This window comes from Sulfurihydrogenibium sp. (genome assembly GCF_028276765.1).
Lineage (GTDB): Bacteria > Aquificota > Aquificia > Aquificales > Hydrogenothermaceae > Sulfurihydrogenibium.
In genome coordinates this window covers 37085-62774 of the sequence record NZ_JAPYVU010000004.1, presented here as the reverse complement: position 1 = coordinate 62774, position 25690 = coordinate 37085, and the positions used below count along the sequence as shown (strand labels likewise).

The 25690-nt window shown below is 32.7% G+C and carries 22 protein-coding genes and 1 CRISPR repeat array; of the genes, 19 read left to right on the top strand and 3 right to left on the bottom strand.

Annotation, left to right across the window (positions count from 1 at the left end; translation table 11 throughout):
• Nucleotide 1: 1 nt before the first annotated feature.
• Nucleotides 2–492: direct repeats of the CRISPR family, unit length 27 nt; unit sequence TTTGTAGCCTACCTATGAGGAATTGAA.
• Between the two features lie 207 nt (nt 493–699).
• From folP to Q0929_RS01400, 16 genes are all read left to right on the top strand, one after another.
• Entirely contained in the window at nt 700–1770 is a 1071-nt protein-coding gene (gene folP / locus Q0929_RS01475) for a dihydropteroate synthase (protein WP_299237817.1), read from the top strand.
• A complete protein-coding gene (cdaA, locus tag Q0929_RS01470) occupies nt 1763–2590 on the top strand; it encodes a diadenylate cyclase CdaA (protein ID WP_299237816.1) in 828 nt (275 codons plus the stop codon). Before folP ends, cdaA begins: the two co-directional genes overlap by 8 nt.
• The gene (locus Q0929_RS01465) at nt 2577–3002 is read left to right on the top strand and encodes a CdaR family protein (RefSeq protein ID WP_299237815.1); all 426 of its coding nucleotides are present in this window, start codon (nt 2577–2579) and stop codon (nt 3000–3002) included. The genes cdaA and Q0929_RS01465 overlap by 14 nt, the downstream gene beginning before the upstream one ends.
• Nucleotides 2999–4930, top strand: coding sequence for a threonine--tRNA ligase (gene thrS, locus Q0929_RS01460; RefSeq protein ID WP_299237814.1), 1932 nt, complete (start codon nt 2999–3001; stop codon nt 4928–4930). The genes Q0929_RS01465 and thrS overlap by 4 nt, the downstream gene beginning before the upstream one ends.
• Before the next feature lie 237 nt (nt 4931–5167).
• Nucleotides 5168–6205: a rod shape-determining protein gene (locus Q0929_RS01455; protein ID WP_299237813.1), complete on the top strand. Its 1038-nt coding sequence runs from the start codon at nt 5168–5170 to the stop codon at nt 6203–6205.
• 13 nt (nt 6206–6218) lie between these two features.
• Entirely contained in the window at nt 6219–7001 is a 783-nt protein-coding gene (mreC, locus tag Q0929_RS01450; protein WP_299237812.1) for a rod shape-determining protein MreC, read from the top strand.
• Nucleotides 6998–7474, top strand: a complete 477-nt coding sequence (locus Q0929_RS01445; protein WP_299237811.1) for a hypothetical protein — start codon at nt 6998–7000, stop codon at nt 7472–7474. Before mreC ends, Q0929_RS01445 begins: the two co-directional genes overlap by 4 nt.
• Entirely contained in the window at nt 7471–9270 is a 1800-nt protein-coding gene (gene mrdA, locus Q0929_RS01440) for a penicillin-binding protein 2 (protein ID WP_299237810.1), read from the top strand. The genes Q0929_RS01445 and mrdA overlap by 4 nt, the downstream gene beginning before the upstream one ends.
• Nucleotides 9267–10394 (top strand): rod shape-determining protein RodA, encoded by a 1128-nt coding sequence (gene rodA, locus Q0929_RS01435; protein WP_299237809.1) that lies wholly within the window; start codon nt 9267–9269, stop codon nt 10392–10394. Before mrdA ends, rodA begins: the two co-directional genes overlap by 4 nt.
• A 39-nt stretch (nt 10395–10433) precedes the next feature.
• Entirely contained in the window at nt 10434–11114 is a 681-nt protein-coding gene (locus Q0929_RS01430) for an endonuclease V (RefSeq protein ID WP_299237808.1), read from the top strand.
• Between the two features lie 104 nt (nt 11115–11218).
• Nucleotides 11219–12916: an IS200/IS605 family accessory protein TnpB-related protein gene (locus Q0929_RS01425; RefSeq protein ID WP_299237807.1), complete on the top strand. Its 1698-nt coding sequence runs from the start codon at nt 11219–11221 to the stop codon at nt 12914–12916.
• 10 nt (nt 12917–12926) lie between these two features.
• The gene (locus tag Q0929_RS01420) at nt 12927–13310 is read left to right on the top strand and encodes an OsmC family protein (RefSeq protein ID WP_299237806.1); all 384 of its coding nucleotides are present in this window, start codon (nt 12927–12929) and stop codon (nt 13308–13310) included.
• 13 nt (nt 13311–13323) lie between these two features.
• Nucleotides 13324–13554, top strand: a complete 231-nt coding sequence (locus tag Q0929_RS01415; RefSeq protein ID WP_299237805.1) for a hypothetical protein — start codon at nt 13324–13326, stop codon at nt 13552–13554.
• Nucleotides 13551–13841 carry a phosphohydrolase gene (locus Q0929_RS01410; RefSeq protein ID WP_299237804.1) on the top strand — a complete coding sequence of 97 codons (291 nt, stop codon included), beginning with the start codon at nt 13551–13553 and terminating at the stop codon, nt 13839–13841. The genes Q0929_RS01415 and Q0929_RS01410 overlap by 4 nt, the downstream gene beginning before the upstream one ends.
• A gap of 12 nt (nt 13842–13853) precedes the next feature.
• On the top strand, nt 13854–14147 hold the full coding sequence (locus Q0929_RS01405) for a YtxH domain-containing protein (RefSeq protein ID WP_299237803.1): 294 nt from the start codon (nt 13854–13856) through the stop codon (nt 14145–14147).
• Nucleotides 14128–15036 (top strand): YhjD/YihY/BrkB family envelope integrity protein, encoded by a 909-nt coding sequence (locus tag Q0929_RS01400; protein WP_299237802.1) that lies wholly within the window; start codon nt 14128–14130, stop codon nt 15034–15036. Before Q0929_RS01405 ends, Q0929_RS01400 begins: the two co-directional genes overlap by 20 nt.
• A gap of 166 nt (nt 15037–15202) precedes the next feature.
• Here the strand turns inward: Q0929_RS01400 and trpB are convergent, their stop codons facing one another.
• Both trpB and Q0929_RS01390 read right to left on the bottom strand, forming a co-directional pair.
• Nucleotides 15203–16447, bottom strand: coding sequence for a tryptophan synthase subunit beta (trpB, locus tag Q0929_RS01395; RefSeq protein WP_299237801.1), 1245 nt, complete (start codon nt 16445–16447; stop codon nt 15203–15205).
• Between the two features lie 14 nt (nt 16448–16461).
• Nucleotides 16462–18852, bottom strand: a complete 2391-nt coding sequence (locus Q0929_RS01390) for a PBP1A family penicillin-binding protein (RefSeq protein ID WP_299237800.1) — start codon at nt 18850–18852, stop codon at nt 16462–16464.
• An 81-nt stretch (nt 18853–18933) separates the two neighbouring features.
• Between Q0929_RS01390 and Q0929_RS01385 the strand changes: the two genes are divergently transcribed.
• The 3 genes from Q0929_RS01385 (at nt 18934) to Q0929_RS01375 (ending at nt 24196) form a co-directional block, all read left to right on the top strand.
• Nucleotides 18934–19074, top strand: coding sequence for a hypothetical protein (locus Q0929_RS01385; protein ID WP_299237799.1), 141 nt, complete (start codon nt 18934–18936; stop codon nt 19072–19074).
• 48 nt (nt 19075–19122) lie between these two features.
• A complete protein-coding gene (gene lepA / locus Q0929_RS01380) occupies nt 19123–20898 on the top strand; it encodes a translation elongation factor 4 (protein ID WP_299237798.1) in 1776 nt (591 codons plus the stop codon).
• Nucleotides 20899–21454: 556 nt separating this feature from the next.
• Nucleotides 21455–24196: a DEAD/DEAH box helicase gene (locus Q0929_RS01375; protein ID WP_299237797.1), complete on the top strand. Its 2742-nt coding sequence runs from the start codon at nt 21455–21457 to the stop codon at nt 24194–24196.
• Nucleotides 24197–24345: 149 nt separating this feature from the next.
• On the opposite strand, the gene ffh is transcribed toward Q0929_RS01375, so the two are convergent.
• Nucleotides 24346–25680, bottom strand: a complete 1335-nt coding sequence (gene ffh / locus Q0929_RS01370) for a signal recognition particle protein (protein ID WP_299237796.1) — start codon at nt 25678–25680, stop codon at nt 24346–24348.
• Nucleotides 25681–25690 lie beyond the last annotated feature (10 nt).

The window sequence follows — 25690 nt, the reverse complement described above, 5'->3', positions numbered from 1 at the left end:
GTTTGTAGCCTACCTATGAGGAATTGAAGCTTATACATAGAGTTTGAAAGTGGAGCGTGGAGATGTAGTTTGTAGCCTACCTATGAGGAATTGAAGCTCTCTATGGTAGTTTCATAAACATTTAAAAATTTCATGTTTGTAGCCTACCTATGAGGAATTGAAGCGCGATTGATACTTTCATTAGACACCTAAATCGGCAAAGTTTGTAGCCTACCTATGAGGAATTGAAGCCTTTCTAAAATCAGAGCATTCAATAATTACATTTTTGTTTGTAGCCTACCTATGAGGAATTGAAAGACAGAATCGTCTTCTGGGTCTGATACGTAGACTTTAGTTTGTAGCCTACCTATGAGGAATTGAAAGCTTGGGAGGAGTTCGAGCATTGATGCTGAGAATGCGTTTGTAGCCTACCTATGAGGAATTGAAACCATAAACTCTGTTACATTGCTAGAGTAAAAAAACGCGTTTGTAGCCTACCTATGAGGAATTGAAAATCCGAAACTTTTTGAGAATGGCAATTAAAGAAGATTTTTGCGATTTGATTTTTGAGCTAAAGCTTAATTTAATACATCTAAACCTTTTGGGTTAGAAAATCCTTTTTTCCACTCTAACATTCTCCATTGACAACATCCCTACTTCTTCATCCAAGCCTTTGAATGCTATAATAATATCCCAATTTTTCTCAAAAAAGGAGCATCAATGAAGAGTTTTCCTGTAATCAAGCCTATAGATAAAAAAATTTTTAAAATTGAATTTAAAGACCCATATCTAAAGCCAGCCATAATTGAGACTGAAGAGCAGTTTAAAGAGTTAATTCAAAATCTTATAGCAAATAAAAGGCAAGAAGAAGCTAAAGAACTTACTCAGCAGTGGATAAATCTTAAAAAAGAGCATTTTAAACTAAATTATCATGGAAAGTTTTTAAATCTTGGAGTTAAAACCGCCATAATGGGCATTATCAACGTTACTCCTGACTCATTCTCAAATGGTAATGAGGATTATAAAGATATTAACAAAATCCTTAAAAAAGTAGAGTTTATGCTTGAAAATGGGGCAGATATTATAGATGTAGGAGGTGAGTCTACAAGACCGGGAGCTACGCCAATTTCAGCAGATGAAGAGATGGAGAGGGTTATTCCAGTAATCCAAGCAATCAGAAAAAACCTCGGAGATAGATTTTTGTTATCAGTTGATACATACAAATCAACTGTTGCTGACGCTGCAGTAAGCGAAGGAGCCGATATAATCAACGATATAAGCGGAATGACTTTTGATGATAAAATGGCCGATGTAGTAGCTAAGCATGACTGTCATATCGTTATAAATCATATAAAAGGAACGCCACAAACATGGCAAACACAGGAGATTTACTATGACGATGTTGTTTATGAAATTATAGAATTTTTTAAAAATCAAATCAGCTTTGGAATTTCAAGAGGAATTAAACCAGACAGGTTTATCATAGACCCAGGGATAGGATTTGGGAAAAAGGTAGAGCATAACGTTGAAATTATAAAAAGATTAGATGAGTTTAAAATTCTTGGACTGCCAATTCTGATAGGCATATCAAGAAAATCATTCTTAAATATAATCTTAAAAAATCTATTAAATAGACCAGATACTTTGCCGAAAGAAAGATTACCAGCAACCCTTGGAGCAACAGCCTACGCAGTTTTAAAAGGAGCACATATCGTAAGAGTTCATGATGTAAAAGAGACAGCAGAATTTTTAACCATATTAGACACAATCAGAGGATACAGGATTGAGTGAAACAGAAATTATACAAACGCTTTTAAACATAAGATTTACTGATGTCTTAGATATTCTTATAGTTTCTGTAATCATTTATTATCTTCTTAAATTTTTAGCCGGAACAAGAGGATGGCAAATATTAATAGGTTTACTCATTCTTTTGCTTTTTTGGATTATAGCGAAAATATTTCAATTTGAAACCTTAGGGTGGATTTTTGAAAATCTATGGAGTATTGGAATATTCATTATCGTGGTTTTATTCCAACCAGAGTTAAGAAGAGGATTGGCTAAGCTTGGAGAAAAAGGAATATTCAAATTCTTATCACCATCAAATAAAAAAGTTGTTGATGATGTGATTAGAGCATGCTTATTCATGGCAGATAGAAAAATAGGAAGTTTAATCGTATTTGAAAGGACGGTTGATTTGACAAATTATATTGAAGGGTTCGTTAGAATAGATGCAGAAATTACACCAGAAATACTCATAACCATATTCACGCCACAGACACCTTTACATGATGGAGCGGTAATAATAAAAGAAAAGAAAATAGCATTTGCAAGGGCATTTTTACCTTTAACCGTATCTACAGATATACCGGAAAACGTTGGTACAAGACATAGGGCAGCATTAGGAATAACCGAAGAGACTGATGCTGTTGCGGTCGTAGTATCAGAAGAAAGAGGTGAAATATCCTTAGCAGTCGATGGAAAACTCCATAGAAATTTGGACGTATTGATGCTGAGAAAAAAGCTATACAAACTATTAGAGATAGAAAAACCCTCAACCTTTGAAATACTAAGAAAAAGACTTAAAAAGGCAAAACATGAAGCTAAATAAAACCATAAAAAAGCTAAAGTTAATATTATTTAACAATCTACATTTAAAAATACTATCTTTTTTCGTGGCACTATTAATGTGGCTGAATATTTCGTCATACTCAAACGCAAAATACCAAATTCATGGATATATAGACGTGATAAATATACCACGTGAAATAGAAATAAGAAGTATTAAACCTGAGAAGGTAAGCATTGTATTAGAAGGAAGGAAAAATGTATTAAACCAATCAGAATTAACAAACATTTCAATTTATGTTGATGGTAAGAAGTTGAAAGAAGGAAAAAACGTTTTGCCTGTACAAGTGTTGCTGCCATCTGAAAAGATTAAGGTGGTTTCAATAAGACCTGAAAATGTTATAATATATGCACGAAAAATTAACCAAAATCAACCTGAAGAGGAGATTAAATGATTGAAATATTTATAGAAGACTTGAATCAAAAATTTACTTTCAACGAAGGAATTACATTAAAAGATATTTTAAAAAATCTTAATGGAAAATTTAAAGATGTTGTTGGTGGAAAACTAAACGGTGAAATCATTGATATACACACACCAATCAATCAAAGCGGAAATCTAAAATTTCTAAAAAAAGAAGATAAAGAGAGCCTTGAAATACTTAGACATTCCTTAGCCCACATCATGGCACAGGCTTTAAAAGAGATTTACGGAGATGAGAATGTTCATTTAGGTATAGGTCCAACAACGGAGCATGGATTTTATTATGATGTTGAAATAGAAGGAAAAAGGCTTACAGATGAAGACCTTCCACAAATTGAAGAAAAAATGAAAGAAATCGTCAAAAAAGGATATCAGATAGAAAGATTTGAGCTTCCAAGAGAAGAAGCTATTAAATTCTTTGAAAATAAAAAGGAAATTTATAAGATAGATATAATAAAGCATAACATACCGGAAGGAGAGCCAATTTCATTATATAAACAGGGTGACTTCGTAGATTTATGCAGAGGTCCACATCTTCCTTCAACCGATAAAGCAGGAGCATTTAAACTGATATCTGTATCAGGAGCATATTGGAGAGGAAAAGAAACAAACCCAATGCTTCAAAGAATATACGGCGTTGCATTTTGGAGTGAAAAAGAGCTTAAAGATTACTTAAATATGCTTGAAGAGGCTAAAAAAAGAGACCACAGAAAGATCGGAAAAGACCTTGAGCTGTTTTTGATAGATGAAGAGATTGGCGGCGGTCTTGCTATTTGGCTACCTAAGGGTGCAATTATCAGAAAAGAAATAGAGGATGCTTGGAAAAAAGAGCATCTAAAAAGAGGTTATCAATTAGTTTATACTCCTCATGTTGGAAAAGAACAGCTATGGCAAACAAGCGGACATCTATCTTTCTACCAGGAAAACATGTATCCAAGAATGCAAATAGAAGATGAAGGATACTATGTAAAACCTATGAACTGTCCTTTCCATGTCGAGATTTATAAATCAAAACAAAGAAGCTACAAAGAGCTTCCAATCAGACTTGCAGAACTTGGAACGGTTTACAGATATGAAAGAAGTGGAGCTTTACATGGACTAATGAGAGTTAGAGGATTTACTCAGGACGATGCACACATCATATGCAGAGAAGACCAAGTTGAAGATGAAATAAGAGAAGTTTTAAACTTAGCACTAAATACCCTTAAATCTTATGGGTTTGATGAGTTTGAAGTGTACCTATCAACAAAACCGGAAAAGTATGTCGGCGATGACAAAATGTGGGAGGTTGCAGAAAACTCACTAAGAAAAGCAATAGAAAGCACAGGATTGGACTATAAAATAGATGAAGGTGGCGGAGCATTTTACGGACCAAAAATAGATGTTAAAATAAAAGATGCTATCGGTAGATTGTGGCAATGCTCAACTATTCAGTTTGATTTTAATCTTCCAGAGAGATTTGATATGTACTACATAGGTGAAGATAATCAAAAACACCGACCATACATGATTCACAGAGCAATATTTGGCTCTATAGAAAGGTTTATTGGTGTTTTAATTGAACATTACGCAGGATTTTTGCCGGTATGGTTATCTCCGGTTCAAGTTAAGATTATACCAATTGCTGATAAGCACTTAGAATATGCAGAAACTGTAAAACAAAAACTATTAGAAAATGATATCAGAGTAGAATTGGATGATAGAAATGAAAGAATGAATAAAAAAATTAGAGATGCTGAGCTTCAAAAAATACCGTTTATGCTTGTAGTTGGCGATAAAGAAGTTGAAACAGGCACGGTTGCAGTAAGAGAAAAAGGCAAACAGGGAAGTCAAACTTTAAGCATCGATGAGTTTGTGTCGAAAATTAAAGAAATAATTTCTAATAAACATACACTTTGAGAAGAGTAAATTTTGTAAAATTGAATAGGTAATTTTTGAGCTAAATCCTCAGGATGACAAAAATTCTATACTGTAATTCTGAAGCCGGCGAAGAATCTCCTTTTTTAAAAACATAAGATCCTTTGGCTTATAGCCTCAGGATGATACGAAAAGGTAAGTTTACAAGAATTTTTACGGTTCTCTTGGTACAATATTACCGTTTATATTAACTAAAAAATAAACAGTAAGGAGAAAGCAATGTTAGATAAACTGCTTGGATATTTTTCAAATGATATAGGAATAGATTTAGGTACTGCAAATACGTTAATATTTGTTAAAGGTAAAGGTATAGTTCTAACAGAACCTTCTATTGTCGCTATAGATAAAACTGCCAACAAAGTATTAGCTATTGGTAAAGAAGCAAAAGAAATGATAGGTAAAACGCCGGAGCATATACAAGTTATTAGACCGTTAAAAGATGGAGTTATTGCAGACTTTGATACTACACAAGCAATGTTGAAGTACTTCATACAAAAAGTTCACACAAGCTTTCCATTGGCAAGTTTGACAAATCCAAGACCAAGAGTAGTGGTCGGCGTTCCATCTGGAATTACAACGGTTGAAAAAAGAGCAGTTATAGATGCAGCAAAGCAAGCTGGAGCAAGAGAAGTATATTTAATTGCAGAGCCCATGGCGGCAGCAATTGGCGCCGGTCTACCTATAGACCAGCCCGGTGGTAATATGATTGTAGATATCGGCGGTGGTACTTCTGAAATAGCGGTTATATCTTTATCCGGCTTAGTAATCTCAAGCTCTATTAGAGTTGCCGGTGATGAGATGAATGAAGCTATAATAAACTATCTTAAAAGAAATTACCATATTTTGATAGGTGAGCAAACAGCAGAAAATGTAAAAATAAACTTAGGTTCTGCTACAGCATCAGACAGAGACGAGAAAAAAATGGAAATACGCGGAAGAGACATGACCGGAATGCCAAGAAGTATAGTGATTTATGGAAAAGACATTAGAGAAGCCTTGGAAGATGTTATTATACAAATAGTAAATGCGGTTAAATCAACCTTAGAAAAAACTCCACCTGAGCTTGCTGCAGATATTGTTGAAAGGGGAATAGTCCTTGCAGGTGGTGGTTCTTTAATATATAGTCTTGATAAAAGATTGATGGAAGAAACAAATCTTCCTGTTGTATACTGTGAAGACCCTCTTACTGCAGTAGCACGCGGAATAGGAAAAGCTTTACAGAACTTAGACCTTATAAGAAGAGTATCGATGAAGTAAAGATGGAAAAAACTTGAAAAGGATTGTTAATAAGAAATTATTATTAGTCATTTCTCTAATAACAGTTTTCTTCATTCTGTCATCAGACTTCTTTAAATCTAAAAGTTTAGATGCTTTATATCCAATTCAAAAGGGAATTTCTCTCGCCCATGATGTATGGTCTTACATACACCACTTTTTCTATGACAGAAACTTTACATATCGTAAAATAAAGAATCTTGAGGAAGAAAATCAAAAACTAAAAGCAGAAATATTAAAATATAAAAATCAAATTTCGGAAATAGAAAAAACCTATCCAATTTTAGATTTTGTAAAGAAGTATCAAATTCAAAATTATGAAATTGCAAAAGTTATAGGAATATCTTCAGACAACTGGTCTGATTTTTTCTTTATAGACAAGGGCAGAAAAGATGGAATAAAGATAGGTGATTTAGTTTTAAAAGATGGATTTTTGATAGGAGTAGTTAAAAATGTTGGAGATTTTTCTTCAGAGGTTTTAACGGTTTCGGATGAAAACTTTAAAATAACTGTAAGAACGAGAAAAACTCAAGAAATTAGCTTTTTCCAAGGTTTAGAAAAAAACAAAGGAATTTTAAAATACGTCCGTCCAGAGCAAGATATAAGAATTGGGGATATTGTAGAAACAACAGTAATTAATTCACAAGCCGTAGAAGGAGTTCCGATTGGTATTATAAGAAAAATATCTCCTAAGGAAGGAGAGTTTTTTAGAGAAGTGGAAGTTGAAACATTCTATTATCCATACAACTTAGACATCGTGCTGGTAGTTAAAAGATGATTTATTATTTAAAATATATTCTGATAGCTTTTATAATTGTTGCAATAGAATCTTCTCTAATTTTTAAAAACATGTTTAATTTATATATTACTCCAGACCTATTTTTAGTTTATATTTTTTGGCTATCTATCTATGATAAAGAAGATGTAGCTTTAATTACGACTTTGATCGGTGGCTTACTTTTGGATTTATTGATGCCATTTAAAAGTTTTGTAAATGTATTAATTTATTTATCTGTAGCATTTACAATCTTTCGGTTAAAAGAAAAGTTTTTAATATCAAACATACTTATGAAATTTTTGATAATAACAGGCATTAGCTTTTTTATAATATTGATAAAAGAATCGTATGGATTTATGACATCAAAGTTTTTTATTTTAGATACAAATCTTATAATCTTCTACTGGCTCAGTAATATAGTTTTGATATATCTTATTTACTATCTAAAGGAAATACTAGAAAGTAAGATATGATAAAGTTTAACAGATTAACTATTCTGATTTTAGTTCTAACAGGATTTTATTTTGCTTTGGTAGGAAGGCTGTTTTATCTTCAGGTCATTAAGGGAGAATATTACAGAGAAATTTCAGATAGAAACTATATAAAAATCTTCTATTCAAACCCACCAAGAGGTAAAATTTACGATAGAAATGGAGTCTTGTTAGCTTACGACGTTCCAACCTATAGCTTGATAGCATTCCCATACATAGTTAAGAAAAATTATACTGTGCAAGAACTAAAGGAAAATCTAAAAAATTATCTTAACATTGAATTAGACGAGAAAACTTTAAATATCATTGAAAAAAACTTATATCCAAGCGTTGTTATAAAAAAAGATTTAACTCAAAAAGATATAGAAAATTTTTATAACTATAACCATCTATTCAATGGATTCTATCTTGAAGTTGTTCCCAAGAGAGTTTACACAGAAGAAGCAAATTATCTTGCACATATAATTGGATACGTTGGATACCCTTCAGAGAAAGAGCTAAAAGAAAATCCAAATCTTTCTCCGAATATTCTTGTAGGAAAAGCGGGAGTAGAAAAAATTTACGATTCACTGCTAAGGGGTGAATCTGGACAAAAGGCAGTATTAGTTGATGCATTTGGTAGACAGAAAAAAGTTTTATGGGAAAAAGACCCGAGAAAAGGAAATGATATTTATTTATCAATAGATATAAGAATACAAAAAATAGCCTTTGAAGCCTTTAGCTCTTCAAAACATCCATCAGGAGCTGTTGTCTTGGTAGACCCAAACACTTATGAAATCTTAGCTTTATTAAGCTATCCAACCTATAACCTGCAAAAATTTTATGAAGGTTTTTCTCGGGAAGAATGGAAAGAATTAACGGAAAATAAGTATAAGCCTTTAATGAATAAAGTGTTCTTAGGGAAATATCCACCCGGGTCTATCTATAAACCTTTGGTAAGTATAGCTGCATTGGAAGAAGGTGTGATAACTCCTGAGACAAGGATAAGCAGTGGTTCTGAGTTTAGAATAGGAAAATGGGTTTATAGAAACTGGAATAAAAGGGGTTGTGGATTTGTAAATGTATCTGAAGCTTTGGAAACATCCTGCGACACCTTCTTCTATCAAGTTGGATTAAAGCTTGGTGTAGAGAATATTGTAAAATATTCAAAGCTATTTGGATTAGGAGAAAAATTGAATCCAGACTTAGAAGTTAAAGTTGCAACAGTTCCAAGCAAAGAATGGAAGAAAAAAGTTTTAAAGCAAAACTGGTTTCACGGAGATACAGTAAACCTTAGCATAGGACAGGGATACATTACAATAACACCTTTTGATGCAACAAAAATAGTTGTACCAATTGCAAATGGCGGATATGTACTAAAACCTCATATATTAAAGGCTTACTTTGACAATAAGTCTCAAAAATTGGTTCATACAAACCCAGAAGTGATAAGAAAGATAAATATAAAAAAATGGAATTTAAATGCGGTAAGGTATGGCATGTATCTTGTTGTTTATGGACCAAGCGGAACAGCAAAAGCTTTGAAAAGGGTTCCTGTACTAAATGCCGGAAAAACAGGAACAGCGCAAGTGTATTCTTATGACACGAGAAAAAAACGTCATCATGCATGGGATTTTAGAGACCATGCTTGGTTTATAGATTATGCACCATATAATAAACCTAAAATAGCCGGCGTGGTATTTATTGAACACGGTGAAAGTGGTGGAAAAGTGGCTGCTCCGTTAATGGCATACATATTAAAAAGAATTTTTAAAGAAAAAATCATCGAGACCGAATGATGTTTAATTTATTCAAAAAAATTAAGCAAACAGACCTAATTGTTTATTTATCTACAGCCTTTTTACTGATTTGGAGTGTTATTAACATTTACAGTGCATCTTATCATGAGTATTCAAATTTATACATAAAGCAGATTGTTTTCGTTTCTATTGCTTTCTTTATAATTACTTTTTTGCCTTTTTTGATAGAATACAGGAAGTTTGGATATATATCTTTTTATTTATACTTAGTAAGCGTTATTCTTCTTATCTTGGTCAAATTTTTTGGTGTTTCTATTCTTGGAGCTAAAAGATGGATAAATTTAGGTTTTTTCCAACTTCAACCGTCAGAAGTAGCAAAATTTTCAACGATCATCTTTTCAGCGTATTTTATATCTAACACAAAACTTCCTCTATCTTTTAAAGACTTTCTAAAAATAATGGGACTATCGGCTATCCCCTTCATGCTAATTTATTCTCAACCAGACCTTGGAAGCGCGATTCTTGTTGTTTTGCCAGTTTTGGTCATGGTATTTTTAGCAAAGTTTAACATTAAATATATAATTGGATTTGTATTGATAGGAATAATTTTAAGTCCTTTTATATGGACACATTTAAAAGATTATCAAAAAAATAGAATTATAGCTTTTTTAAATCCGGAAAGCGACCCAAAAGGAACAGCCTATCACATTATTCAGTCTAAAATTGCAATTGGTTCTGGAATGCTAACCGGAAAAGGATATCTTCAAGGCTCACAGTCTAAATATTACTTCTTGCCAGAACAGCACACGGACTTTATATATGCAACTATTGGAGAAGAGTGGGGCTTTGTAGTTTCATTTTTAATTTTAACAGTCTACTTTATTTTAAGTTTAAGAATTTTTTATATAGGAATGAAGACTAATGAACTATTTGGAAAGTTTTTGTGCTATGGAATTGCTTCAATCATCGGATTTCAAGCATTTATAAATATTGCGATGAATGTAGGAATGGCACCTGTTGTTGGCGTTCCATTGCCATTTTTAAGCTACGGTGGAACCGCCTTAATAATGTTTAGTCTAATGATAATGATTGTTTTAAACATTGAATACATAAACAAAAAAGAAGGTTTTAGATTTCACAGTCAAGACGCTTTAAATTATTAAAAGAAAATGGACAAGTTTAAGCATTTTGTGGAGTTAAAAATGGAAATAGATTTAGAAAGCCTGAAAAAACAACAAATAGAGCTGTCTAAAAAATTAAACTTAAAAGATAAAATAAATATTGACGAAATAAGATATATTGCAGGGATAGATACAACGTTTTTGAATCCTTATCAAAATCCAACCTTAGCCATTTCTTCGATTGTAGTAATAGATATAAAATCATTTGAGATTGTAGAAAAAGTATTGGCAGAGAAAGAGATGGATTTTCCTTACGTTCCCACTTTCTTAGCCTTTAGAGAACTGCCGGTTATCATAGAAGCTTATAAAAAACTTAAGATAAAGGTTGACGTTTTTATCCTTGATGGACAGGGAATATTACATCCAAGGAGAATGGGTATTGCATCACATTTTGGAGTTATTACTGATACGGTTTCTGTTGGATGTGGCAAAACACCTCTCTACGGAAAGTATCAAGACCCACCAAATCAAGATTTGGCATATAATTTTATATATGACCCAAAAACTAATGAAAAAATAGGCTATGTTTTAAGAACTAAGAAAAACACTAAACCAATATTTATATCACCGGGAAATAACATTTCAATAGAAAATTCTCTTTATGTTATAATAAAGTCATTGAATGGATATAAACTTCCTGAACCAGTCAGATTAGCACACAATTTTTTATCTGATTATAGAAAGAAGTTAATGGGAGGTTAACAACAGTTGCTATTTTCTGTAAAAAAGTGTAAAAAAGCGTATGTTGATAATATAAAAACAAAAAGTTTAAAATTGTAAATAGTAAGAAAAGAGAGTAATTAAAGATGACAACACTCCAATGCCTGATTGAATTTCAAAATATGCAAGACAAAAAGATTGTATTAGATTTGATGCGTAGATTTTCATCTGCTATGAGATATTCTTATCAAAGGTTATTAGAAGGTGAAAAAAGAAAAGATTTAAAAAAGCATTTATCAAGACTATTTAGCATAAACACAAGATACTCAGATGATGCTATATTTTTAGCACAATCAATGATTTCATCATGCGAAGAAAGAGGTCAAAATCCAAAAAAGCTTATCTTTGGCTCAAGGAAAGTGTTTGAGCAACTAAAGAAAAACCATTTGACAGGTAAAAGAAGAAAACAGCTAAAGACAAAATGGAAAGAAAGCAGACAGGGAAATTTGTATTCAAGAGGAGATAAATCTAAACAAGGAAATCTAAATTTAAGATTTCAGTGGATTGATAATGAGCTATATTTGAGAATAAATACAGGGAATAGACAATATATCTACGCAAAAGTAATTAGAGATGTTAAAAGAAAAAATGACAAATGGATATATTTTATGTTCATGCTTGAAAATGCATATAAATACAGAGAATGGTTTCCATACTCAGTCAGACTAAAAGTAAAAAACGGTAATGTATACGCTTTTATATCTATAGAAGAGAAAACACCACCTATCACAATCAAAAAAGACAATGGAATAATAGGCATAGATGTAAACGCATATCCATTTCATTTAGCGTTAGCTTTTACAAGTAAAGACGGAAATTTAGAAAAGTATAAAAGCATTAATTTAAACGAATTATTAGAAGCAAACTCAGAAAAAAGACAGTATTTAGAATGGCAAATAGCACATAGGATAATAGAGATAGCAAAGGAAGAGAAAAAAGCAATATCTATCGAAAACTTAAACAAACTACCAAAAGGCAAAAGAGGAGATGGATTTGCAAAATTAAGAAGAAGACTACAAAAATGGAGCTATAAAAGACTGTTAAACAAAATAGAGATACTGGCAAAAAGAAACGGGATAGAAATAATAAAAGTCAATCCTGCGTATACATCAGTAATTGGAAAACTCAAATACGCACCACAATACAACATAGACAAAGACATAGCAGGAGCTTACGTAATATCAAGAAGAGGATTGGGATATAAAGAGAGACTGCCTAAAAATTACAAAGAGCTGTTAAACGATACTGATTTTCTATCATACACTATAGCAAGAATTGAAGATAACATTAAAAAACTAAAACAAAAGTTAAAAGAAGAGAAAAACGAATACAAAAGAAACAAACTAAAAAGCACATTAGCAAAATTAAGAAAAAACCTAAAAACATTACAAAACCACGTCTCACGTCTCACGTTGAACGTTGAACGTTTCACGTTGGACGTTGAACGTTTAGAAAGTGGAAAGAGCAAGACAGCTACCCAACAGCCTGTCAACCAACGGAAGGAACAGGTGAGGGGTCTGCCTACAAGCGGACATAAAAGCTGGCAAGTTCTTTCCATAGCCTTAGCCTTCTGCTGTCTTGAAAGATTGTATAGAGATCTTTCTCCTTTGAAGCGTGTAATCGTTTCAAAGGATTGGATAGCAGTGGCTAACAGGTTAGTTCCTGTGCTTGGTACAGGGACTATGACACTTCCAAAATACCGCCTGTCAGGGTCGGAAGTGTCTGAAATGGCGGAATACAAATACCCTGACCCAAGCTGTGCAAGATTTGTACAGTTTGGTTGACCAGGTTAAAATGGCAGAAGAAAAAAAGGCAATAGTAGAACTGACAGATAAAGGTTTTTTAGGAAAAATGGAAAATAAAGATTTTGTTTTAAATTTATCAGATACTACTTTCAACGCAACAGATTTAATGCTAATATCCATCGGATACTGCTTTGGTATAACAGTTGATGCTTATGCAAAACATAAGGGGCTTAATATATCAAATTTGAAAATTAGTATTCATGGCAAAAAGCATGAAACAGAAAATAGATATGAATATATAACCTTAGAAGTATCATTTGATGGAGATTTAACACCGGAGCAAAGAGAGAGGGTTATTGTCATTGGAAAAAGAGGTTGTACTGTTAGCAACTCAATGTTAAAAGCACCAGAGATAGAAGTTAAATTAGTATAGAGGTTTTATTAAGATGGAAGCTGTATTTTTAGGAATAATTGCAACTTCAATGATATTTATGGCAATTTTTGCCTTAATAAGAACTATAGTTTGGATACTTGTTTTGATAAAACTAATGACCTTGATTAATGATATAAGGAATGATTATAAAACCATTTCTCCAAAAATTATAGGATTTATTCAAGGCTTTCAGGTTATGGGCAGATTTTTGGGGTTTATGAGAATGTTTAGGAGAAGGAAATGAAAAACAAAAACTTTCTATTAGGGTTAATTGCTTTTATTTTAGGAGCGTTATTTGGATATGTTGTTGCTGATAGAAAGAAAGAGATTTTAGAAAAAATAGGAAATCTTGAAAAGAAAATAAAAGATAACGATTTAACAAGTGAAATCAAAGACAAGGCAAAGGATGTAATAGAGTCAGTGAAGTCGTTTTTGGATAAATCTGAAAAGGTTGCAAAAGAGGAAGAAGAGGATATACTTAATATTGTGGAAGAAAAAATAAAAAAGTTAGAAAAGATATTACAATCATAGGAGGTAAGCAAAATGAAAAAGTCAACACTATTAATTGCGGTAGGTTCTGTTCTTGGAGCAGTAGGAGCATATTTTGCATACAAAAGAAAGGATGAAATTTTAGCAAAATTATCAGAAATCCAAGAAAATCTAAAAGAAGCTGAACTTACAGAAAAAGCAAAAACGGCGGTTAATGATTTAATTGAAAGGTTAACTTCTTTGATCAAAAAAGAAGAAACTTTAACAAAAGAAGAAAAAGAAAAAACCTTGGCTGAAATTGAAGAGAAAGTTAGAAAATTAGAAGAAGTTGTTAAAGCAGAAAGTTGATAACAAAGTAGGGGTTGTAAAAACCCCTTTTAAAATTCTGTATCTATCATTAAAAGACTATATAGCAAATAATTACGCTTACCATTCTTCAGCCTTAACATTCTATTTCTTAATGACAATTTTTCCTTTATTATTTTTCATAATATCTGTAATTTCTTTAATTGCAATTATCAATATTTCTGAAATTTATTTCATCCTTTATAAAATCTTTCCTAATTCTGCAGAAAGTTTTTTGAATACTGTTTTAAAACTCTCACAATATCAAGTTGCTCAAAAGTCTATCGTTATAACTATTCTTCTTTCTATATTTTTTTCAAAAGACTTGTTTGTAGCTATATCTCAAGCTTTTAGTTATATATACGAGGCAAAGGTTGCCGAGGGTAAAGTAATTTTAATCATATCCATGTTAGCCTTACCTTTCTTGGTTACATTAATTCTTGTCTTCTATGTTTTTTTATTTATCGTAAAATTTTTATTTTCTAATATAGAAAAAATTTCTTCCGATGTAAGTAAAGATATTCTTTTTATTGAAAGAATTAAAAATTTCCTTGAATTCATTAATAATAAATTAGGTTTGCTTCAGATAATTTTAAATCTTTCTGAAATATTTATTTTTGCTCTTATAATATGGCTTATTTACTATTTTTTTACGCCCGTCCAAGAAAAAAGGAAGAATTTTATTAAACATGTTCTAACAATTTCAATTTTTATAAGTATGCTCGTGTTTCTTTTAAAAATCGCATTTACTTTTTTAATTTTAAACTTTTTTTCAGCCAATCCTCTTTATTTGACCATGGGCTCTATCTTTACATTTATTATATGGGTAAAGTTATGTTTCGATATTTTATTGATTGGAGAAAGGATGATTTATTACTTAGAGAAAGTTTAGGTCTTGCAAAATGATTGGTGGATAGTTAAGAATTGATAAGTAAGCAAGTGCTTCTATTCTTTTCAAATCAACATTAGGATGATAAAGTTACCTAATGTTATCATTCTGCAGCCGTGCAAAGAATCTCATACTTTTATTAAATTTCTCATCCGACGTATAGAGAGTTTCAAACCCCATACTTTTCTTTTAATCTGCTTAGCAATCTTTCATACAACTCTTTATCTGTATCAAGAAGATTTTTTACCGATTGAACGTCTTTATCTCCTCTGCCTGATAGATTTATAACAACAGATTTAGATTTGTCTAAGCTTTTTGCAATTTCTACCGCTTTTATAACAGCATGGGAGCTTTCTAACGCAGGTATTATCCCCTCTGTTCTTGATAGCAATAAAAACCCTTCTAATGCTTCTTCATCTGTTGCGGTAATATACTCTGCTCTTTTAATTTCTTTCAAAAATGCATGCTCCGGACCAACACCAGGATAGTCTAATCCGGCAGAAATTGAATGGGTTGTTTCTATTTGTCCCCACTCATCTTGAATAAAGTAAGATTTCATTCCGTGAAGTACTCCAATGGTACCGCCGTTTATGCTGGCTGCATGCATGCCGGTTTCTATTCCATAACCGCCCGCTTCTACTCCAACAAGTCTAACCTGCGTGTCTTCAATAAAAGGATAAAAAATACCTATTGCATTACTTCCCCCGCCAACGCATGCAACTATAACATCAGGCAATTTTCCTTCTATTTCAAGTATTTGCTGTTTTACTTCTTCGCCTATCACAGATTGAAAATCTCTAACAATCATCGGAAAAGGATGGGGTCCAAGTGCTGAACCAATGATATAATGAGTTGTCTTAACGTTAGTAACCCAATCTCTCAATGCTTCATTAACAGCATCTTTTAATGTTCTACTGCCGGCTTTAACTATTTTAACTTCTGCTCCAAGCAGCTTCATTCTAAAAACGTTTAACGCTTGTCTTTCTGCGTCTTCTTCACCCATATAAATAGTACATTCTAAACCAAACAAAGATGCTGCTGTTGCCGTAGAAACACCGTGTTGTCCTGCTCCAGTTTCTGCAATGATTCTTTTTTTGCCAATTTTTTTTGTAAGCAAAACCTGTCCAAGTGTATTATTTATCTTATGGGCTCCTGTATGTAACAAGTCTTCTCTTTTTAAATAAATTTTTGCTCCACCAACAACATTGGTTAATCGTGATGCAAAATATAAAGGCGTTGGTCTACCTGCATACTCTGTAAGATAGTATAAAAGTTGTCTTTTAAAGTCCCCATCGTTTTTGATTTTTAAATACTGCTGTTCTAACTCTTCTAAAGCTGGCATGAGAGTTTCTGGTAAGTATTTACCGCCAAATATTCCAAAGTATCCCTTTTCATTTGGATATGCATATTTCATTTCAAAAGCTCCTTTTACTGATTTTTCTTTATTATATTGATTATCTCTTCACTATCAACCGTGTTCTTATCAGAAGGAGACGAACTTTTATCCTTTGGTGTTTCTGGATTTATAGTATCTGGTGGTGGAGTATTTTCTTGTGGTTGCTCAGGTTGTGTTTCAGTAGGATTTTCTGATGGTGGTTCTTGTGGTGGAGGTGGATAAATTTTGCTTAAATCTACAGGGTTTCCATCACAATCAACCTGAGGATATGTTCCATCGACAAAAAGGAAGAATCTTCCGGGACAGTTTCCATTAGATACTTTTAACGTAATTGGGTCAATTGGTATGTATATAGTTCCTTCCACCTTAGGAAATTGTTTGTAAGACATACCTCTATTTGCATACAGCATAACATCCATCCAAAGTGGTAAAGCTCCTTCTGCTCCTGCTATACCTTTTCCTATTTGCTTTCTTCTATCATAACCAATCCATACCAAAGTTGTTAAATCTGGGTCAAATCCTACAAACCATGCGTCTGCATAATCGTTTGTTGTTCCGGTTTTTCCTGCTGTTTGGAATGGTAAAGATGCTGCTCTTGCTGCTGTTCCTTCGGTTGTTACGGCTCTAAGTAAATCTACCATAACGGCGTTTTCTGGTTTTGGATATACGTCTTCACATCTTGGCTCTTGCTGATAAAGTATGTTTCCGTTTCTATCTACTACTTTCCTAATATAGTAAGGTTCGCATCTTGTCCCTTGATTTCCAAAGGTTGCATAAACAGTTGCAAGCTCTATGGGTGTTAGTTCTACAGAACCAAGAGCAAGAGAATAATATTTTGGTAGTTTTTGTTTTATTCCTAATCTATAGGCTGTAGCAATTACAGGGTCAAAATCTAACTGAGATAGTAAATAAACAGTTGCAGCGTTTAAACTTTTGGCTAATGCGGTTCTTAGTATTACGTTTCCTCTGTATATTCCATCGTAATTCTTAGGTACCCATTCTTTATTTTGACTGTAATCCCAAAACGAGATAGGCTCGTCTTTTAAAATGGAGATTTGGGTGTATCCGTTTTGTATCGCGGTTGCATATATAATCGGCTTTATAGCAGAGCCTGGCTGTCTTTTGCTTTGTAGTGCTCTGTTAAACTGGGACTTTCTAAATTCATATCCACCAACTATTACCCTTATGCCACCTGTTTTAGAATCTATACTTAACACTACTCCTTCTAAAAATGGTAAGACTTTAAACTTTCTATCCTCTGTATATTTTACATATACATAGCCGTCTTTTTGTAAATTTGCTGTGCTACCTTTAACAGATGCTTCACCCTCTACTTCGTCTATCGTGAAAGTTATTTTATTTTTTGAAACAGACTTTATTTTAGCTACATAGATACTATTTGCTATTAATGTCTCTGGACTGACATTTTGAGATTCGTATTTTTGTTTTAAACTTTCAATCTCATCTTTAAAAAGCTTTGGAAATCCAACACGTGCCTGCATCTCTTCAAGCCAATTTTGAAGTCTTTTTTGTGCATAATAATGTAAATCTCTGTCTATGGTTGTATAAATTTTTAAACCACCTTGAGAGATAGCATCTTCGCCGTACCTTTCAACAACCCACTGTCTAATAAGCTCTACAAAATAATCGTTAAATGTATCTGTCTTTACAATTCCAGCAAGCCTTATAGGTTTTTCAACGCATCTTTGATATTGATGCTCATCTATATAGCCTTCTTCTAACATTCGCATTAGAACGACTTTCTTTCTTTTTTCAGCAAGGTCTAAATTTTGGTATGGATTATACTTTGTGGGTGCTTTTGGAAGTCCGGCTAATACAGCAGCATCGCAAACATCCAACTGCCATACATGTTTTCCAAAATATGTTTGGGCTGCCGCTTCTACACCATAACTTCCTTGTCCTAAATAAATTTGATTAAGATACATCTCAAGTATTTTGTCTTTTGAATAAACTTTGTTTAATCTAAGCGCCAAGACTATTTCTTTAATTTTTCTGTTTATACTTCTTTCCGGTGTTAAGAATAAGTTTTTAGCAAGCTGTTGAGAAATTGTACTTCCACCTTCTACAACGCCGCCGCTGAAAATATTCCTAATAAAAGCTCTTAGTATTCCAAAAAAATCTATCCCAGGATTTTCGTAGAATGTTTTATCTTCTACGGCTATAAATGCTTTTTTTACATAGTCCGGAATTTTATCAATAGAAACGTAGTATCTTTTTTGAACGTAAAGCTCTGAAAATACTCTATCTTTATAATCGTAGATTACAGATGCTTCCGGAGGTTTCCAGTTTTCAAGCTCTTTTACATTTGGTAGGTCTCTTGTAATGATAAAAACGTACAAGCCAAAAATAAGTGTAAATAAAAAGATAAAGCCTATCAGCCCTAAAATAATTTTTTTCTTCAAAATCTGTCCTTTTAGTTGAAAGTTAATAGATTATAATATTATACAATTTTGCCAAAGAGGTGTAGGAATTTGAGCGAGATAATGGAAAAAATTAGAAACTTTTCTATAATAGCCCTGGTGGTCATTGGAAAATCAACCTTGGCATACGGCTTATTGAGTTTTAAAGGTGGATGCAAAAAAAGAGAAATGAAAGAGCAACTCTTAGATACTTTTATAGTATAGAAAGAGAAAGAGGAATTACTGTTGAGGTGTAGGAATTTGAGCGAGAGAATGGAAAAAATCAGAAACTTTTCTATAATAGCCCATGTAGACCATGGAAAATCAACCTTGGCAGATAGACTTATTGAGTTTACAGGTGGGTTAGAAAAAAGAGAAATGAAAGAACAGCTTTTAGACACCCTTGACATAGAAAGAGAAAGAGGAATCACTATAAAACTCCAAGCAGTTAGATTAAAGTATAAAGATTATACACTACATTTGATAGATACACCCGGACACGTAGACTTTGGATATGAAGTATCAAGGTCATTAGCAGCTTGCGAAGGAGCATTATTACTCATAGATGCAACCCAAGGAATTGAAGCCCAAACCATAGCTACATTTTGGCAAGCATTAAACCTAAACCTTGAAATAATACCGGTCATAAACAAAATAGACCTTCCATCTGCTGACGTAGAAAGAATAAAAACGCAGATTGCAGAAGTTTTAGGACTTGACCCAGAAGGAGCAATTTTAGCATCAGGGAAGGCAGGCATAGGAATAGAGGATATATTAGAAGCAATAGTCAAAAGAATACCACCACCAAAAGGCGATGAAAATAAACCATTAAAAGCTTTAATCTTTGACTCTTACTACGACCCATACAGAGGAGCTGTAGCATTCATAAGAGTTATTGATGGGGAAGTCAAAGTAGGAACAAGAATTAGATTAATGTCAACAGGAAAAGAGTTTGAAGTCACAGAGGTTGGAGCACAAACACCGAAAATGACAAAGCTTGATGGCCTAAAAGCCGGAGATGTTGGTTACGTTGCAGCAGCTATCAAAGACGTTAGAGATATCAGAGTTGGAGACACTATAACAGATGCAAAAAGACCAACAGATAAACCGGTTGAAGGATTTAGACCGGCAAAGCCTATGGTATACGCCGGATTGTATCCAACCGGAAACACAACCTTTGAAGATATGAGAGATGCATTAGAAAGATACTCTATAAATGATGCAGCATTAACCTACGAAGTAGAATCTTCTCCAGCACTTGGAATGGGATTTAGATGTGGATTTTTAGGTCTGCTTCATCTTGAAATTGTTCAAGAAAGACTTGAAAGAGAGTATGATATAGAACTAATCACAACTGCACCAAACGTTATTTATAAAGTAATCACAACAAAAGGAAAGGAAATAGAAGTAAGAAATCCATCTCAACTTCCAAATCCAAACGAAATAGACAAAATTTTAGAGCCATACATAGAAGCAAGCATCATTACACCAAATGATTATGTTGGTTCAATTATGCAGCTTGTACAAGAAAAAAGAGGAATTCAAAAAGGCTTTGAATACATAGACCAAAAAACAGTTTTACTTAGATACGAAATTCCACTTGGAGAGGTTTTGTTTGACTTTCATGATAAACTAAAAACAGTTTCAAGAGGTTATGCATCTTTTGATTATGAATTTATAGGCTATAGAGAAGGTGATTTAGTCAAAATGGACATTCTCATCAACGGCGAGCCGGTAGATGCTTTGTCATTCATAGTTCACAGAGATAAGGCATACAGAGTAGGAAGAAATTTAGTTGATAAAATGAAAGAAGTTATTCCAAGACAGCTTTTTGAAGTAAAAATACAGGCAGCGATAGGTTCAAAAATTATCGCATCAAACAGGGTAGCACCACTTAGAAGTGATGTATTGGCAAAATGTTATGGTGGAGATATTACAAGGAAGAAAAAACTCCTCGAAAAACAAAAAGAGGGTAAAAAAAGAATGAAACAGTTTGGTAAAGTAGAACTTCCACAAGAGGCATTTTTAAGCATACTAAAAGCAGATTGAAATGAGGAAGTTTTTTAAAGTTGTTTTAAAATTTTTAGAATGACGTCATCGGTTCTTTTGTCATCCAACAAGAAGTTTCGTGACGGCTTTAGAATGACAGCATGGATTCTTGCAAGCAGTTTCATCCTCCAAGAATATATTGGATTAAAAATGAGATTCATCGAACTGAAATCCTCAGAATTATAGGAAAAGGTTGAATGATAAGCATCAGGGAAAGGATAACCTTATTCTGCAGCCGGCAAAAAATCTCATTTTTTCTTATTTTTAAAAGAGGAGATCCTTCGGGCTAAAGCCCTCAGGAGGACACGAAAAGGTAAGCTTACGAAAATTTTTACAGCACTCTTATTGAGCTTTTTAAAGTCTTTTTAATAATGAAGAAAAAGGCGGAGATTCTTTGCTTGGAAAAGAGTTATACTCTCAAAAGATTAATCTTTAGACAATATAAATTTTTGATAAAATGCTTGTATTTAATGTATAATAGCATGTTATGAAAGTATACACAGGCAACAGTTCATATTGTGAATATTTGCTTACTCAAAAAGAGAAGCCTTTATTTTTGATAACAGGCTCTGAAAAGTCTGCAAAAGAAAGCTTTTTAAATCTTAAGGCTTATAAGGATTTCTTCAAAAAAGACTTTGAAATTATTCATTTTCCATCTTCTCAAGAAAAATTGGACCTTTTAAGTCAGATTGAGAGAAATTATGCTATCTATAAAATCTTAGCAGGAAAAAGTTGGATTTTGGTATTTTCCAAAGATGCTTTAAGTGTAAAGGTTAGAACAAAAGAAAATTTCTTAAAAAACATCATCAATATAAAGAAAAACGGAGAATTAAACAGAGAGTTTTTGATAGAAAAGCTTTATAAACTTGGATACATAAGAGAAGATTTTCCGGAAAATGAAGGGGAATTTTCTGTAAAAGGTGGCTTTTTATCTATAAACATTCCCAAGGTAGGTATAGTAGATATAGATTTTTTCGGTGATACAATAGAAAACATCTTTCTAAAATCAAAAATCTTAACAAGAAAAGAAATAGAAGAAATATTCATTTTGCCGCTTTATGACTTTAACATCAAATCACAAGCACCACTTATTTTTGAAGATCAGGAAAATAGCCTTTTTAGAGATTATTTAAAAAACGATGTTTATACCTTAGATATATATGAAGACTTAAATTTACCTGTCAAAAGCCAATTTTTCTCAAAATTTTCTAATCCTGAGGTTGGAACTATAAAAGATATTACACAAGAGTTTGCTGTCTATAAAATTCCGTTAAAAAAAGAGCTTGTACTACTTAACGAAAAAACAGCTTTCCTGCCAGAGGTTGAAGAGAAGTTAGAGTTAGACGTTGAGCCGTTAAAAGAAGGTGATTATATAATTCATGAGGATTTTGGGATAGGTATCTACAGAGGGATAGAGACAAGAGAGATTAGAGGAAAAGTTTATGATTTTATGATTCTTGAGTATGCAGGCGATGAGAAGGTTTATGTATCATACCTTCATTTTGATAAAATTCATAAATATAAAACCAACTCTATCATTCAGATTGATAAAATCGGTGGTACTTCTTGGAGAAATCTAAAGAAAAAAGTTAAAGAGTCTTTGAAAAATATTGCAAAAAATCTGTTAGAGATCTATTCAAAAAGACAAAATACATACAGACCCCCATTAAAAACAGATGATGAGCTAATAAGCAAGTTTGAAAGAGAGTTTCCATTTGTAGAAACACCAGACCAAATAAAAGCCATAAAAGACATAAAAAGCGATTTTTCAAAGCCAAAGCCAATGGAAAGGCTAATATGCGGAGATGTTGGCTTTGGTAAAACAGAAGTAGCCATCAGAGGTATTTTTATATCTGTAATAAATGGATACCAAGCTTTGCTTTTGGTTCCAACTACTGTCCTTGCTTATCAGCATTATAAAAAATTAAAAGAAAGGCTTGAACCTTACGGAATAATCGTAGAAAATCTTTCAAGATTAAAATCAAAAAAGGAAAATGATAGTACAATAAAAGCTTTTGAAGAAGGAAAAATAGACGTTTTGGTAGCAACTCATAAAATCTTACATACTAACTTATCTTTTAATAAGCTTGGGCTCCTTGTGATTGATGAGGAGCATAGATTTGGAGTAAAAGCAAAAGAAAAAATAAGACAGATAAGAGAAAGTGTAGATACTTTATACTTAACTGCAACGCCAATTCCAAGAACGTTAAACATGGCACTTTCAGGATTAAAAGATATATCAGTTTTAAACACACCGCCGGAAGGACGGTATGAGATAAAAACATATGTCTCAAATTTTGATGAAGAGCTTATAAAAAAAGCTATTGAATTTGAAATAGACAGAAACGGACAGGTTTTTTATCTACATAACAGAATAGAGACAATCAAAGAAACAGTAGATTTTTTAAAAAACTTAGTCAAAAAAGCAAAAATAGACTTTATACATGGTAAAATGAAGCCCTCCGAGATAGAAAAAAAGATTATCGATTTCTTAGAAGGAAAAACAAACGTTTTAGTTTCTACTTCTATTATTGAAACAGGAATAGACATTCCAACAGCTAACACGTTAATCGTAGATAGAGCTGATTTGTTTGGACTTGCACAGCTTTATCATTTAAGAGGAAGAGTTGGAAGAGGTAATATCCAAGCTTACTGCTATTTGATAGTTCCAAAAGAAATAACAAAAGATGCAAAAAGAAGAATCGATACACTTTTAAAACTAACAAGACCGGGTTCAGGCTTAAAAGTATCTATTGAAGATATGCAAATAAGAGGACCAGGAAATATTCTCGGGGTTGAACAAAGCGGTTTTATAAAATCCTTAGGCTTTGATTACTACGTTAAACTTTTAAAGGAAGCTATCAACGAGGAAATGGGAGAAAAAGAGTTTGAAACCGAAATAGAGATAGATTTTGATTATTACATTCCACAAGATTTTATTAAAGACCCAACAGAAAGGCTAAACATATACATGGCTGTATCAAAAGCAGAAGATTATGAAGAGATAGAAAAATTAAGAAAATACCTAAAAGAATTCTACAATGATTTACCAAAAGCATTCGATTTATACTTAGTTGCCTCGGAGATAAAAAAACTACTATCCCAGTTAAAAATAAAAAAACTTCATATGAAATCAGATTTAGCTTACTTACAACTATCAGACCAAACAAATCCGGAAGTAATATTAAAGCTTATAGAAAATCTAAATCCTATCAAAATTGAAAAAGAAAAAATCATTTTTCATGTAGAAAGCTTAGAAGAGCTAAAAGAGAAAATATTGGAAGGTGTAAAAAACTAAGAGTGATAGATATTCTGCAGTCAAGCGAAGAATCTCGTATTTTATCAATTTTTAAAAGAGGAGATCCTTCGGCTTACAGCCTTAAGATGACACGGAAAGGTAAACTTACAAAAATTTTAAATCTCCTACTTATTCTTTCTGTAAGTTAATCAAAATGGCAATTTAAACGGTAGATTAAGCCCTCCGCCTTTAGATATTTTTTTCATTTTCTTCATCATTTTTCTCATCTCTTCATACTGTTTTAAAACTTTGTTAACATCTAAAATCGTAGTTCCGCTACCTCTTGCTATTCTTCTCTTTCTGCTACTGTTTATTATGTATGGTTTCGCTCTTTCTTCTGGAGTCATTGAATTGATAATAGCTTCTATTTTTACAAGCTGTTTTTCATCTACTTTTAAATCTTTTATCTTACTTCCCACGCCTGGAATCATCTTTAAAATCTGCTCTATAGGTCCAAGATTTCTAATCATTCTAATTTGGTCTCTTAAATCTTCTAAAGTAAATTCTGCATTCATAATTTTTTCTGCCATTTGTTTGGCTTTGTCTTCTTCAATAGCAGCCTGCATTTTTTCAATCAATGTTTGTATGTCACCAAGACCAAGTATTCTTTGAGCTATTCTATCTGGATAAAATGGCTCTAAATTTTCAATTTTTTCTCCTGTTCCAATAAATTTGATTGGAACTCCAAGAACTTTCCTAACCGATAGAGCGATACCACCTTTTGCATCACCATCGAGCTTTGTTAGGATTACGCCGGTAAGTCCAACGGCTTTATGAAATTCTTCTGCGGTCGTGATTGCATCTTGACCTTGCATTGCGTCTGCTACGTATAAAACTTCAGCCGGTTTGACTTTTTCTTTTATTTTCCTTAACTCTTCCATTAATTCTTGGTCTATATGTAATCTTCCGGCAGTGTCTAATATTATGTAAGAAAATCCTTGTTTTTTAGCATCTTGGATAACTTTTTCTGTAAGTTTTAATACATCTTTTTCTTCCTCATCAACAAAACAAGGTATATCTATAGATTGGGCAAGGGTGCATAACTGCTTTGCTGCCGCCGGTCTTCTTACGTCTGTAGAAGCAACACCGACCCTATAACCTTTTGATTTAAGATATTTTGCAAGCTTACCTGCTGTTGTAGTTTTTCCGGTACCTTGCAGACCAACCAACATTATTATTGCCGGTGGATTGTCTGGTTTTGCAAGCGTTGGTGGCTCTTCTCCACCAAGAATTTTTATTGTTTCATCATAGATTAGTTTAATAATTGTCTCACCGACAGAAAGACCCTTTATAAGTTCTTGCCCAAGAACTTTTTGTTTTATATCAGAGATAAACTCTTTTACAACATCAACATTAACATCAGCCTCTAATAAAGCTGTTCTTATATCTTTAAGTGCTTCATCAAGAGTTTTTTCATCTATTTTTTTAACGCCTCTTAATTTTTCAACTACTGAGCTAAACTTTTCTGTTAAAAGTTCAAACATTTATAACCTC